Source organism: Streptomyces sp. NPDC021012 (assembly GCF_044333355.1).
In the GTDB taxonomy this organism is placed as follows: Bacteria; Actinomycetota; Actinomycetes; order Streptomycetales; family Streptomycetaceae; genus Streptomyces.
In genome coordinates this window covers 162,301-175,393 of the sequence record NZ_JBIRQU010000012.1, presented here as the reverse complement: position 1 = coordinate 175,393, position 13,093 = coordinate 162,301, and the positions used below count along the sequence as shown (strand labels likewise).

At 73.0% G+C, this 13,093-nt stretch carries 11 protein-coding genes; all 11 read left to right on the top strand.

Translation table 11 applies throughout. The annotated features are described in order from the left end of the window. Positions 1 to 19: 19 nt before the first annotated feature. The 11 genes from ACH4TP_RS32075 to ACH4TP_RS32025 all read left to right on the top strand — a co-directional run bounded on the left by ACH4TP_RS32075 (position 20) and on the right by ACH4TP_RS32025 (position 13,090). Positions 20 to 1,912, top strand: coding sequence for a BTAD domain-containing putative transcriptional regulator (locus ACH4TP_RS32075; RefSeq protein ID WP_398439884.1), 1,893 nt, complete (start codon positions 20 to 22; stop codon positions 1,910 to 1,912). A gap of 174 nt (positions 1,913 to 2,086) precedes the next feature. Next, the gene (locus ACH4TP_RS32070) at positions 2,087 to 3,670 is read left to right on the top strand and encodes an acyl-CoA carboxylase subunit beta (RefSeq protein WP_398439913.1); all 1,584 of its coding nucleotides are present in this window, start codon (positions 2,087 to 2,089) and stop codon (positions 3,668 to 3,670) included. Continuing rightward, a complete protein-coding gene (locus ACH4TP_RS32065; protein WP_398439883.1) occupies positions 3,667 to 3,915 on the top strand; it encodes an acyl-CoA carboxylase subunit epsilon in 249 nt (82 codons plus the stop codon). Before ACH4TP_RS32070 ends, ACH4TP_RS32065 begins: the two co-directional genes overlap by 4 nt. Further along, the gene (fabD, locus tag ACH4TP_RS32060; protein ID WP_389234867.1) at positions 3,912 to 4,901 is read left to right on the top strand and encodes an ACP S-malonyltransferase; all 990 of its coding nucleotides are present in this window, start codon (positions 3,912 to 3,914) and stop codon (positions 4,899 to 4,901) included. Before ACH4TP_RS32065 ends, fabD begins: the two co-directional genes overlap by 4 nt. A gap of 72 nt (positions 4,902 to 4,973) precedes the next feature. Continuing rightward, positions 4,974 to 5,387, top strand: coding sequence for an acyl carrier protein (locus tag ACH4TP_RS32055; protein ID WP_389234864.1), 414 nt, complete (start codon positions 4,974 to 4,976; stop codon positions 5,385 to 5,387). 61 nt (positions 5,388 to 5,448) lie between these two features. Then, entirely contained in the window at positions 5,449 to 5,877 is a 429-nt protein-coding gene (gene acpS, locus ACH4TP_RS32050; RefSeq protein ID WP_398190591.1) for a holo-ACP synthase, read from the top strand. 37 nt (positions 5,878 to 5,914) lie between these two features. Beyond that, positions 5,915 to 7,174 carry a beta-ketoacyl-[acyl-carrier-protein] synthase family protein gene (locus ACH4TP_RS32045; protein ID WP_398439882.1) on the top strand — a complete coding sequence of 420 codons (1,260 nt, stop codon included), beginning with the start codon at positions 5,915 to 5,917 and terminating at the stop codon, positions 7,172 to 7,174. Between the two features lie 28 nt (positions 7,175 to 7,202). Next, a complete protein-coding gene (locus tag ACH4TP_RS32040; protein ID WP_389234856.1) occupies positions 7,203 to 8,504 on the top strand; it encodes a beta-ketoacyl-[acyl-carrier-protein] synthase family protein in 1,302 nt (433 codons plus the stop codon). A gap of 40 nt (positions 8,505 to 8,544) precedes the next feature. Next, a complete protein-coding gene (locus tag ACH4TP_RS32035; RefSeq protein WP_398439881.1) occupies positions 8,545 to 10,911 on the top strand; it encodes a beta-ketoacyl synthase N-terminal-like domain-containing protein in 2,367 nt (788 codons plus the stop codon). Further along, complete coding sequence (locus ACH4TP_RS32030; RefSeq protein ID WP_398190584.1) at positions 10,908 to 12,005, top strand: 3-oxoacyl-ACP synthase III family protein; 1,098 nt, start codon at positions 10,908 to 10,910, stop codon at positions 12,003 to 12,005. Before ACH4TP_RS32035 ends, ACH4TP_RS32030 begins: the two co-directional genes overlap by 4 nt. A gap of 89 nt (positions 12,006 to 12,094) precedes the next feature. Continuing rightward, positions 12,095 to 13,090, top strand: coding sequence for an aldo/keto reductase (locus tag ACH4TP_RS32025; protein WP_389234998.1), 996 nt, complete (start codon positions 12,095 to 12,097; stop codon positions 13,088 to 13,090). Positions 13,091 to 13,093: the final 3 nt, after the last annotated feature.

The window sequence follows — 13,093 nt, the reverse complement described above, 5'->3', positions numbered from 1 at the left end:
GGGATACGGGTGATCTTCGATGGAGCTCCGGATACTGGGATCGATAGAACTCTGGACGGGCAGTGCCCTGGCCGATCTGGGCCCCGCACGACAACGCAGCATTCTCGGTGTCCTGCTGGTCGATCCGGAACGGCCGGTGCCGCTGGAGGCCCTGGTGGACCGGGTGTGGGGGGACCAGCCGCCGGCGGGGGTCCGCAATGTGGTCCACACGTACATCACCCGGCTGCGGCGGGCGCTGGCCCGTGCGTCGGCCGGTCTTGCCGAGCCGATCGGTCTGGTGCGGACCCCGGCCGGGTATCAGGTTTCGGCCGATCCGGGCACGGTGGACCTGGTGCGGTTCCGGCGGCTGGTGAAGCGTGCGCAGCAGGAGGGTCTTGGCGATCAGGAACGCAGTGCGCTGCTGCAGCAGGCGCTGCACATGTGGCGGGGCGACGCGCTGGGCGGGATGCAGGGCGACTGGGCGGCCCGGTTGCGCGAGACGCTGCGGCAGTCGCATCACGAGGCGCTCAGTCAGTGGGCCGATGCCGAGATCCGGCTGGGGCGTCCCGGTGTGGTGCTCGCGGAGCTGCGGGCCGCGCTGCTGACCGATCCGCTGTCCGAGCAGCTGTGCGAGCGTCTGATGCTGGCGCTGTACCGGGAGGGGCGCAGTGTCGACGCGCTGGAGTACTACCAGTCGATGCGGCGGCTGATCGCCAAGGAGCTGGGGACGGATCCGTCGCGGCGGCTGCAGCGGCTGTACGAGACGATCCTGCGCGGTGAGGTGGCCGATCCGGTGTTGCCGGCCGAGCGGGGCGGCGGTGGGCCGCAGGGTGCGGCCGGGTCCGGTGCCGGTGCGGTGCGGGTGGTCGAGCGTGAGCGGCCCGGTGTGCCGGTGCCGCAGATGCTGCCGCTGGATCTGCCCGATTTCACCGGGCGTGAGCGTGAACTCGACGTGGTGCAGCGGGCGTTGACGCAGCCCACGGCCTCGCAGCCGCCGGCGGTCGTGGTGGTGGGCGGGGGCGGGGTCGGCAAGACGGCGCTGGCGGTGCGGCTGGGGCACCGGCTGCGGTCGGCGTTCCCCGACGGGCAGTTGTACGCGGCGCTGCGGGGCAGTGGTGCGCGGGCGGCGGATCCGTACGCGGTGATGGGCCGGCTGCTGCGGGTGCTGGGGACGGATCCCGACCGGCTTCCGGCCGATCCCGACGAGCGCGGCGAGGTGTACCGGCTGGCGCTGGCGGGGCGGCGGCTGCTGCTGACGCTGGACGACGCGGTCGACGACGCGCAGGTGCTGCCGTTGCTGCCGGGCAGTGCGGAGGTGGCGGTGCTGGTCACCAGCCGGGGCCGGCTCAGTACGCCGCTGGGCGCCCGGGCGCTGCATCTGCCGGATCTGCCGCACGGTCACAGCGTGCGGCTGCTGGCCCGGATGCTGGGGGCGGAGCGGGTGGAGCGGGAGCCGGCCGCGGCGGCCGCGATCGCCCGGTACTGCGGGGGGCTGCCGCTGGCGCTGCGGGCCGCGGCCGCGCGGCTCAACACCCGCCCGCACTGGTCGCTGAGCCGGTACGCGGAGCGGCTGAGCGACCAGGGGCGGCGGCTGGACGAGCTGGCGCACAGTTCGCTGAGCGTGCGGGCCAGTTTCACCGCCTCGTACAACGCGCTGCCCGAGGACGCCCGGGAGGCGTTGCGGTGTCTGGGGCACCTGCCGGTGGCCGAGTTCGACGCGCACCGGGCGTGCCCGGTGCTGGGGAAGGACTTCGCGGCCGTCGAGGACGCCTGTGAGCAGCTGGTGGAGGCGCATTTCCTGAGTGTGGCCGCGCCGGCGAGGGCCGATCTGCCCACGCGTTACCGGCTCGACGGGCTGCAGCGCAGCTTCGCCCAGGAGCTGGACGCCGGGCGGTCGGGCGTGCTGGAGGCGGCCGTGCACCTGTCGGTCTGAGGGGGCTCACCTGGGGTTACACCCTCGGTCAAGACGCGCTCCAGTCCCGCGCCCATGGGGGTGGCGGAGAGTCGTATCCGAAGCCACCTACGCGACAGGGCAGGAAGGAGTGGGACCGCAATGACGCCTCCGGACACTCCCCAGGCCGTGCTGCCGGACCTCGGCAGGACCGACATGGAACGCCGTCCCCCGGTACCGGCGCGCGCACCGACGATGGCCGAACTGGCCGACGAGCTCGCCACCCGCAGGGCGCAGGCACACTTCGGGCATGACCCGGACGCCGACGCCCGGCATCTCTCCAAGGGAAAGCTGCTGGCCCGCCAGCGGATCGAGAAACTGCTCGACCCGGGCACGTTCACCGAGCTGGGGCTGTTCGCCGAGCACCGGGCGGTGGGCTTCGGGATGGAGGACTCGCATCCCGAGGGCGACGGTGTGATCACGGGCTGGGGCGAGATCGACGGCCGTACGGTCTTCGTCTTCGCCCATGACGCCCGGGTCCGTGGCGGCGCGCTGGGTGCGACGTTCGCCGCGAAGATCCATCAGCTGCTCGACTTCGCCGACTCCGTCGGCGCGCCGGTCGTCGGTCTCAACGACGGCGGCGGTGCCCGGATCCAGGAGGGCATCGACGCGCTGGCCGGTTTCGGGAAGCTGTTCGCCCGCAACGTGCGTGCCTCGGGCGTGGTGCCGCAGATCAGTGTGGTGCTCGGCTCGTGTGCGGGCGGCGCGGTGTACTCGCCGGCGCTGACCGACTTCACGTTCATGGTGGAGGGCATGGCCAACATGTTCATCACCGGGCCGGACGTGGTGCAGGCGGTGACGGGCGAGAAGGTCACGCACGAGGAGCTCGGCGGGGCGTACACGCACGGCAACCGCACCGGTGTGGCGAGTTTCGTGGCGCCGGACGAGGAGTTCTGCTTCGAGAGCGTGCGCGAGCTGCTGTCGTACCTGCCGTCGAACAACGCCGAGACGGCTCCCTACGTCCGGCCGGCGGACGATCCGGACCGGCGGTGCGAGGAGCTGTTGAAGCTGGTGCCGGTCGACGACCGGACGCCGTACGACATCAGGACGGTCATCGGGCACATCGTCGACGACGGCGACTACCTGGAGGTCCAGGAGAACTGGGCGCAGAACATCGTGTGCGCGCTGGCGCGTCTGGACGGTCACACGGTGGGCATCGTGGGCAACCAGCCGGCCGCGATGGCGGGGGTGCTGGACATCGACTCCTCGGAGAAGGCCGCCCGGTTCGTGCGCACCTGCGACGCGTTCAACATCCCGCTGGTGACGCTGGTGGACGTGCCGGGGTTCATGCCCGGGACCGACCAGGAGCACAACGCGATCATCCGGCGCGGGGCGAAGCTGCTGTACGCGTACTGCGAGGCGACCGTGCCGCGGGTGCAGGTGATCCTGCGCAAGGCGTTCGGCGGCGCGTACATCGTGATGGACTCCAAGTCGATCGGTTCGGACCTGTCGTTCGCCTGGCCGTCGAACCAGACGGCCGTGATGGGCGCGGACGGCGCGGCGAACATCATCTTCCGTCGTCAGCTGCGTGAGGCGGTGGACCCGGAGAAGCTGCGCAAGGAGCTGATCGCCGAGTACACCGAGCAGTTGATGAACCCGTTCGTGGCCGCGCAGCGCGGGCACGTCGACGATGTCATCGACCCGGCGGACACCCGGCGGGTGCTGATCAAGTCGCTGGACATGCTGCGGACCAAGCGGGCCCGGCAGCCGCTGCGCAAGCACGGGAACGAGCCGCTGTGAGCGGGCCGGAGGCCGCGGGGCTGACGGTGCTGCGGGGCAACCCGACACCGGAGGAGCTGGCGGGGCTGCTGGTGGTGCTCGCGGCGCTGCGCGGCGCCCGCCTGGAGCAGGATCCGCTGCCGGTCGCCGCGCGCCGCTGGGGCCGGCCGGCCGGCTGGCACAGCGCGCTGCCCCAGGTCGCCGCGCCGGACGCGGCCGGCTGGCAGCGCACCCCCGCACCGACCCATGAAAGGACTGCCCGATGACCGGTTGGACCGGCCCCGGCGCTGACACCGGCTGCCTGGCCATGTTCCCCGGACAGGGATCGCAGCGGCCCGGCATGGCCGGGCATCTGCTGGACGCCCATCCCTCGGCCCGGCGGCTGTTCGCCCGGGCCGACGAGATCCTGGGGCTGCCGCTGTCGCAGATCTGTGTGACCGGCAGCGCCGAGGAGCTCGGCCGTACCGAGATCACCCAGCCCGCGATCGCCGTCACCAGCCTGGCGGTGTGGGAGCTTTTGCGGTCGGCCGGCTACCGGCCGGCGGCGACGGCGGGCCACAGCCTGGGCGAGTATCCGGCGCTGGTGGCCGCCGGGGTGCTGTCCTTGGAGTCGGCCCTGGAGCTGGTGCGGCTGCGCGGCCGGCTGATGGGCGAGGTGGCCCGTGAGGTGCCCGGCGCGATGGCCGCGGTGCTGGGGCTGCCCGCGGAGGAGGTGCTGGCGGCCTGCGGCAGTGCCGGGGAGCTGGGCCTGGTGCAGGTCGCGAACTACAACGAGCCGCTGCAGACGGTCATCTCCGGGCATGCGCGGGCCGTCGAGGCGGCGGGCCGCACGGCGCTGGAGGCCGGCGCCGAGAAGGTCGTGAAGCTGGACGTGGGGGCGCCGTTCCACTGCTCGCTGATGTCGGCGGTGGAGGAGGAGTTCACCGAGGCGCTCGCCGTCCATCCGTTCGCCGATCCGGTGCTGCCGGTGATCAGTTCGGTCACCGGCACCTACATCGGGTCGGGCGAGGAGGCCAGGGAGCTGCTGCGGCGTCAGCTCACCGGCCCGGTCCGCTGGGTCGAGGTGCTGCGGACGGCGGCCCGGCACCCGGTGGGCGCGTACACCGAGATCGGGCCCGGCCGGGTGCTCAGCGGGCTGGCCCGCCGCACGCTCGAAGAGGCCCGCACCCGCTCCACCGGAGACCCGCGCCGGCTCACGGCGCTGTACGGCGAACTGGCCCCGCAGGCGTGGCCGGAGCCGGTGGCGTCCTGACGTCGCGCGAACCGGGGGCCGCGGGGCCCCGGTTCGTTCCTCTCCAGCAATTCTACGAAGGGTGAAAGAGACATGTCGTACGACGACAAGGACTTCGGCTCCATCGTCCAGGAGGCGGTCGCCGACGCGCTGGGCATCGACCTCGAGGAGGTCGTTCCCGACGCCACGCTGCTGGGCGACCTGGACGCGGAGTCGATCGACCTGCTCGATGTGCTGTTTCGGATCGAGAAGGCCGCGGACGTGAAGATCAAGGTCGCGGACATCGCCGAGCTGCTGCAGGGCGGGATACCGGACGAGGAGTTCGCCGACGAGAACGACATCATCAACGAGGTCGGCCTGGCGCAGCTGAAGAAGTCGCTGCCGCAGATCGACGTGGAGGAGCTGGCCGGGAAGATCACGGCCGACGAGGTGCTGTCCCTGTTCACCGTGCAGAACCTGACGGACCTGGTGACCGAGCGTGCCGCCCTCGCCGCGGCCGCCGCGTAGGCAGGGCGCGGGGCGGTCACCGGACAGTGCCGCCCCGCCGCCGCTGCGGGTGCGCACCGGTATGGACCTGGCCGAGGTGTCGCGGGTGGAGGAGCTGATGGGCTCTCAGCCCGAGCTGCGCGAGCGGGTGTTCACCGCTCGTGAGCTGGCCTACTGCTATCGGCGCAAGCGGGTCGGTGAGCATCTGGCCGGCCGCTGGGCCGCCAAGGAGGCGGTGCTCAAGAGCCTGGGGACCGGCATGGGGCCGCGCATGGAGTGGACGGACATCGAGGTCGTCAACGACCGTGCCGGCCGTCCCCGGGTGCGGCTGTACGGAGAGGTCGAGGCGGTCGCCCGGTCCCTGGGCATGGCCTCCATCGACATCTCGCTGAGTCACAGCGGAGGTCTGGCCGTCGCGCACGCCGTCATGGTGTGCGGGCCGGCCGGCCCGTCCACCGCACCCGCCCACACCACGGACACGGCACGAGCAGAAGGAGACGAAACGGCATGAGGCCTGACGAGACGGAGGCGCCGCGATGAGCCGCAGGGTGGTCATCACCGGCGTGGGCGCCGTCACGCCGCTGGGCAACGACGCGCCGAGCACCTGGCGGGGACTGGTCGAGGGGCGCAGCGGGGTAGGCCGGCTGACGACGATCGACACCACCGGTTTCGATGTGACGATCGCCGGTGAGGTGAAGGACTTCCGCCTCGAGGACGCGGTGCCCGGCTCGGTGGGTCTGCGGCATCTGCTGCGGCCGGGGACCTTCGGGGTGGGCGCGGCCTGGGAGGCGCTGCGCGACGCGGGCGTGGACAAGGACACCTACGACGGCGCGGACATGGGTGTGGCCATGGGCGCGTGTGTGGACCGGCCGGATCTGCAGTGGCTGGTGGATGTCGGCGCGCTGCGCGACGCCACCGGCCGGGCGGACGCGTTCTCCACCTACGCGCCGTCGGACGCGCTGGCCTACAGCCAGAACATCGCGTCCGCGGCGATGGCCCGGATGCTGGACGCGACCGGCCCGATGCTGGGGGTGTCCACCGCCTGCTCGGCTTCCGGGCATGCGGTCGGCGAGGCGTTTCGCACCCTGCAGGAGGGTGATGCGACGCTGATGCTCGCGGGCGGCTACGACTCGTTGACGACCTGGCTGGACGTGCTGTGCTTCGGGCTGCTGGGCGCGCTGACGAAGGAGTACAACGACGATCCGCAGCGGGCCAGCCGGCCCTTCGACGACCAGCGTTCCGGCTTCGTCCTCGGTGAGGGCGGCGTGGTGCTGGTCCTGGAGGAGCTGGAGGCGGCGCGGGCGCGCGGGGCGCACATCCTGGCCGAGGTGCTGGGCTACGGCACCAGTCTGAACGCCTGGCGAATGACGGACTCCCCGCCGGACGGCAGCGGTGCGATCGAGTCGATCGCGGCGGCGATCGCGGACGCCGGTCTGGAGCCGGGCGACATCGACTACGTCGTGGCGCACGGCACCAGCACCCCGGGCAACGACCTGTCGGAGACCACGGCGATCAGGAAGGTGTTCGGGGACGCCGCCGAGCGGCTGCTGATCAGCTCGCCGAAGTCGATGACCGGCCACCTGACGGCGGCGTCGGCGGCGCTGAGCCTGCTGACCGCGGTGGGGGCGATCAACCACGGGGTGGTGCCGCCGACCATCAACCAGGAGACGCCCGACAGGCGCCTGGGCCTGGACTTCGTGCCGAACACGGCGCGCCGGCAGGAGGTGCGGCACGCCCTGGTCAACGCGTTCGCGTTCGGCGGCACCAACGTCGGTCTGGTCGTGGGGCGTTACGAGGAGAAGCGATGACCAGCCGACAGCGACACGGAGGAGCGCGATGAGCGGCAGCGGACGTCAGGTCGTCATCAGCGGCATCGGCCTGGTGACCGCCCTGGGCGAGGGCCCGGAGGCCAACTGGAAGGCGCTGGTGGCCGGCGAGAGCGGCATCGGGCCGATCGAGGCGTACGATCCGTCGCCGCTGCAGACCCGGCTCGGTGGTGAGATCGCCGACTTCGACGCCACCAAGTACGCCACCAAGCGTCAGCTGCGCACCGTCAACCGCGGCGACCGCCTGGCGATGGCCGCGGCGCGGATCGCGCTGGACGACGCGGGCCTGGCGCACAAGCAGTCCGGCGGCGGCGAGCTGGGCTACCGCACGGGCCTGTATCTGGGCGGCAACAAGTCGCTGGGCCGCATGGAGCAGCTGATCGAGGAACTGAAGGTGATCCGCCGCCCGGACGGCACGGCCGACCTGGAGCACCTGGCCCGGCACGGTGATGTCATCATGCCGCCGCTGTTCTTCGTCGAGGGGCTGCCGGCCGGCGCGGTGTTCACCATCTCGCAGACCTACGGCATCCGGGGTTCCAGCACGTTCTTCGCCGGGTACGCGGACGCCGGCGCCACCGCGATCGGCCGGGCCATGCGCGCGGTGCGCCGCGGGGACGCGGACGTGGCGCTCGCCGGCGGCTACGACGACGCCACCAGCTGGTGGTCGATGACGCTGCTGGACCGGCTGGGGATCTTGACCACCCGCAACGAGCGGGGGCAGCAGGCCTACCGGCCCTACGACCGGGACCGCAGCGGCGGGCTGCCCGGGGAGGGCGCGGCGCTGCTGGTGCTGGAGGAGAAGCAGGCGGCGCTGGCGCGCGGGGCCCGGATCTACGCCGAGATCACCGGGTACGGGGCCGGGCACGACGGGCGCACGCCGCCGGCGGCGGACCCGCAGGGCCGCGGTCTTGCCCGGGCGGTGCGGCGTTCGCTGGAGGACGCCCGGCTGTCGGCCGGGGACCTGGGCTACATCGCCTCGGACGGGTCGGGGACCCGGCTGGGCGACGTGAGCGAGGCCGTCGCGCTGCGGGCCGCGCTGGGCGAGGCGGTCTCCTCGGTGCCGGTGAGCACGCCGAAGCCGCAGACCGGTCATCTGGTCGGCGGCGGCGGTGCGCTGAACGCGGCGGTGTCCGCGCTGGCGCTGCACCACGGGGTGGTGCCCGCGACGCTCAACCTCGACGATCCCGACCCGGCATGCGCCCTGGACCATGTCCGCGGCGGTGCCCGCGAGACCAGGCCCGCCCATGCGATGGCGCTGGCCCGGGGCATCGAGGGGCAGGCCGTGGCCCTGACCCTGTCCCGGCCGGTGTGAGCGGGCCGAGCGGCCCCGTGCAGAGAAGGAAGCAGACGCGATGAGTGACGTTCCCGATCAGCCCGTCGGCGTGGTGGTCGCCTCCGTGGGGGCGATCACCCCGCACGGCGGTTCGGCCGAGGTCCTGTGGGAGGCGGTGCGCGCCGGGCGGGTGGCGATCTCGCCCGTGCGCGGCCTGCCCATGGACCACTACCAGACCACGCTGGGCGGCGAGATCACCGAAGCGTGCGCGCCGGTGTACGACTACGCCGCGGGCTCGCAGGCGCGTGACCGTGCGGTCGATTTCGCGCTGGTGGCCGCCGAGGAGGCGATGGCCGCCTCGCGCCTGCGGGTGGGCGCGGACATCCCGGCCGAGCGGTGGGGGGTGGCCTACGGCACCTGTCACGGTGGCTGGCGCAGTGCCGAGCTGGCGCTGCGCGAGGTGCAGGAGGGCGGCACGCCGGACTGGCGGCGCTACACCTTCGTGCCGCCGCAGGCCGGTGCGGAGGCGCTGTCGGCCGCTTTCGGCCTGAAGGGGCCGGTGTTCAGCGCGAACACGGCGTGTGCCGCCAGTGCCCATGCGCTCGCCCATGCCCTGGAGGTGATCCGGGCGGGGGCGGCCGACGCGATGCTGGTGGGCGGCAGTGACGCCTTCACCGAGTCGGCGTTCGCCGGGTTCAGCAGTCTGTGGTCGCTCTCCCCCAAGCCGGCGGCCCCGTACTCGAAGGACCGGTCGGGGCTGACGCTGGGCGAGGGCGGCGGGATGCTCGTGCTGCTGTCGAAGGAGGCGGCCGAGCGCACCGGCGCACCGGTGGTGGCCGAGGTGCTGGGCTACGGCCTGTCGGCCGACGGCCACCATCCGACGGCTCCGCACCCGGAGGGCGAGGGCGCGGCGCGGGCGATCCGGGCGGCGCTGGCCTCCTCGGGGCTGGCCCCCGACGACATCCGGTACGTCAACGGGCACGGCACGGGCACGGAGAAGAACGACTCGGCGGAGAGCAACGCGGTGCGTGCCGCGCTGGGCGGGGCGGCCGAGAAGGTCGCGCTGTCCAGCACCAAGTCGATGATCGGTCATCTGCTGGGCGCGGCCGGCGCGGTGGAGGGCATCGTCACGGCGCTGGCCCTGCGCGACCAGGTGGCGCCGCCCACGGCGTCGTTCACGCAGGTCGATCCGCAGTGCGGTCTGGACCCGGTGGCCGGCACGGGCCGGCCGATGGTCCTGGAGACCGCGCTGTCGAACAACTTCGGGTTCGCCGGCGCGAACGCGACCGTCGCCTTCGCCCGGCCCGGCGGGCGAGGTGCGCCGGCTCCCGCGGTGGGCGCGGACGACGTGGTGGTGACCGGGTTCGGTGTGATCACCTCGGCCGGTGAGGGGCCGGAGGCCTTGTGGGAGGCGTACGCGGCCGGGGTGGAGCAGGGCGTGGCCGAGGACGGGCTGCGGGTGGCCCGGGTGGAGTTCGACCGCTCGGTCGTCGGCACGCCCCGGGAGCGCCGGCGCATGGACAAGGTCTCCCAGCTGGCCGTCGCCTCGTGCCGGGCCGCGCTGGGCGCGGCGGGCGCGGAGGGCGACGCCGAGGCGCTGGCCGCGACCGGTGTGGTGCTGGGCACCGCGATCGGGCCGATGGAGAGCAGCGAGCGGTTCACCGTTCCGGTGCTGTCCGAGGGCGCGAAGGAGGCGAACCCGGCGGTGTTCACCAACACCGTGTACAGCGGTGCGGCCGGCCATGTCGCCATGGCGCTGGGCACCAAGGGGCCCACCTCGACGCTGACGTCGGGGCATGCGGCGGGCGCGGCGGCGCTGGGGGTGGCCTACGACCTGCTGCGGGCCGGGCGGGCCGAGCGGCTGCTGGTGCCGGCGGTGGAGGCGTTCTCGCCGGCCACGCTGGCCGCCTACCGCGGCATCCCGCTGTTCGGGTCGGCCGCCGGGCGGCGGTACACGCTCGCCGAGGCCGGCATCGCGCTGGTGCTGGAGCGCCGGTCGAGCGCCGAGCGGCGCGGCGCGACGATCCACGCCGTGGTGCTGGGGCATGCGACCGCCTCGGACGCGTGCGGCATCGGCCGCTGGGACGCGTCGGGTGACGGGGTGGAGCGGGCGATGCGCCAGGCGCTGGACCGTGCCGGGCTCACGCCGCGGGACGTCGGATCGGTGTGGGCGAGCGCGGCGGGTCTGGCGGCCGCCGACCGTCCCGAGCAGGCCGCGGTGGAGCGGGTGTTCGGGCCGGGCGGGGTGCGTGTCGAGGCCCCCAAGCGGGTGCTCGGCGAGCCGGTCGGCGCGGGCGCCCAGCTGTCGGCGGTGCTGGCCGTCGGCGCCTGGCGCGCCGGCGGGGACCGGCGTCCGGTCCTGGTCAACAGCTCCTCCCTGGGCGGCACCCACACCTCGCTCGTCCTGTCCCCCGTCCCTCTTTCCGCAACGGAGTCCGCTCGATGACCACCGCGTACGATGTGAAGATCCTTTCCACCGGTGCCTATGTGCCCGGTGAGCCGCTGGACAACGCCACGCTGGAGAAGTACGTCGGGCCGCTGCCGGACGACGTGCTGGAGGGCATCCAGGTCAAGACCCGGTACTGGATGATCGACCCGGTCACCGGCGAGCACCGGATCAACAACAGCCGGATGGCCGAGCGGGCCTCCCGGCAGGCCCTTGAGCGGGCCGGGGTGGAGCCCGAGGAGCTCGACCTGATCGTGGTGTGCACGGCGACGCCGGAGTACACGCTGCCCAACGTGGCCACCACCCTGCAGCACTACCTGGGGCTGGAGAGCGTCGCCGCGATCGAGATCCGCGGGGCGTGCGCGGGCTGGGTGCAGGCCCTGGACCTGGCCCGGCGTCAGCTGGCCGACGGCACCGCGCGCACCGCGCTGGTGGTGGGCAGCGAGGCCGGCTCGCCGGTGCTGGCGCCTCACTTCCTGGGCAAGGACCCGGCGCGGGTGCGGATGCGTGACCGCCTGACGCTGTACACCTTCGGTGACGGTGCGGGGGCCGTGGTGCTGCGGGCCGAGCCGGCGGGCGAGTCGCCGGCGGAGGAGTTCGCGTTCGTCAACGCCTGTGTGGGCGGTCTGCGCAAGCCCGGCATGGAGATCATCGGCGGTGGTACGGACGTGCCGCAGGCCGAGCAGCTGCGCCGCAAGCAGCTGATCCAGATGAAGATCGACGTGCCCGGCACCACCACGTTCGGGCCGCAGGTGTTCGTCCGGGCGATCCAGGAGATGGCCCGCAAGGACGGCCGGGCGCTCGGCGAGTTCGACGCGATCGTGCTGCCGGAGGGCAACGCCGACTACTTCGCGGACGAGTTCGAGTCCGCGGGGCTGTCCGCCGAGGACATCCGGGCGCTGGACGGGCGGATCGTGGAGAACCTGGCCGAGGTGGGGGCCACCGGTTCGGCCGCGGTGCCGCTGTCGCTGGACGCGGGCTGGACCTCGGGCCGCATCAAGGCCGGTGACCGGGTCGTGCTGCTGGGCATCGAGGCCAGCCGGTACATCTACACCGGCCTGTCGCTGACCTGGCAGGCCCCGCCGGCGCCCTGACCGCCCCGCCCCGCCCCCCTCTTACTCATTCGAAGTCTTCTCAAGTCGCCTCAGTGTAAAGGCGCAGCTCCTGGAGGAATCACGTGGCAATCAAGCACCGCACGCTGGGCACGCCCGGACTGGACGTCCCGGCCCAGGGCCTGGGCTGCATGGGCATGACGTTCGGGTACGGCAACGCGGACGCGGCCGAGGCGCTGGCCACCATCGACCGGGCGCTGGAGCTCGGGGTCAATCTGCTGGACACGGCCGACATGTACGGCCCGTACACCAACGAGGAGCTGATCGGCCGGGCCATCGCCGGGCGGCGCGAGCAGGTGGTGCTCGCCTCCAAGGTGGGCAACGAGATCGGCGACGACGGGCAGCTGACGTGGCGGATCAACGGCCGTCCCGACTACATCCGCCGGTCGATCGAGGGGACTTTGCGCCGGCTGGGCACCGACCACCTGGACCTGTACTACCTGCACCGGGTCGACCCGGACGTCCCGGTGGAGGAGAGCTTCGGCGCGCTCGCCGAGCTGGTGCAGGCCGGGCTGGTGCGCCACCTGGGGATCTCCGAGGCGGGGCCGGCGACCATCCGCCGCGCGCACGCGGTGCACCCGCTGACCGCCGTGCAGACCGAGTACTCGCTGTTCACCCGGGACGTCGAGGTCAACGGCGTGCTGGACACCGTGCGCGAGCTGGGCATCGGTTTCGTGGCCTACAGCCCGCTCGGCCGCGGTTTCCTGACCGGCACGATCCGCGACACCTCCGACATCCCCGAGGGCCTGGACTTCCGGCGCATCGCCCCGCGGTTCAAGGACGAGAACATCCGCCGCAACCTGCCGGTCGTCGACCAGCTCAGCGATCTGGCCGCCGCGGCCGACACCACCGTCGTCCGCCTCGCGCTCGCCTGGGTGCTCTCCCGCGGCGAGGACGTCGTCGCCATCCCCGGCACCAAGCGGCGCACCTACCTGGAGGAGAACGTCTCCGCGGCCGGCCTGGAGCTGTCCGCCGACGTCCTGGCGGCGATCGACGCCATCGCCCCGTACGGGGTCACGGCCGGCAACCGCTACCCGGACGCGGAGATGTCGGCGCTGAGCCGCTGAACC

Bases quoted from the DNA above. Each gene is read 5' to 3' on its own strand.
- fabD (WP_389234867.1), top strand. From the start codon at position 3,912: ATGACCGGTTGGACCGGCCCCGGCGCTGACACCGGCTGCCTGGCCATG.
- ACH4TP_RS32055 (WP_389234864.1), top strand. From the start codon at position 4,974: ATGTCGTACGACGACAAGGACTTCGGCTCCATCGTCCAGGAGGCGGTC.
- ACH4TP_RS32030 (WP_398190584.1), top strand. From the start codon at position 10,908: ATGACCACCGCGTACGATGTGAAGATCCTTTCCACCGGTGCCTATGTG.
- ACH4TP_RS32040 (WP_389234856.1), top strand. From the start codon at position 7,203: ATGAGCGGCAGCGGACGTCAGGTCGTCATCAGCGGCATCGGCCTGGTG.
- ACH4TP_RS32075 (WP_398439884.1), top strand. From the start codon at position 20: ATGGAGCTCCGGATACTGGGATCGATAGAACTCTGGACGGGCAGTGCC.
- ACH4TP_RS32035 (WP_398439881.1), top strand. From the start codon at position 8,545: ATGAGTGACGTTCCCGATCAGCCCGTCGGCGTGGTGGTCGCCTCCGTG.
- ACH4TP_RS32070 (WP_398439913.1), top strand. From the start codon at position 2,087: ATGGAACGCCGTCCCCCGGTACCGGCGCGCGCACCGACGATGGCCGAA.
- acpS (WP_398190591.1), top strand. From the start codon at position 5,449: ATGGACCTGGCCGAGGTGTCGCGGGTGGAGGAGCTGATGGGCTCTCAG.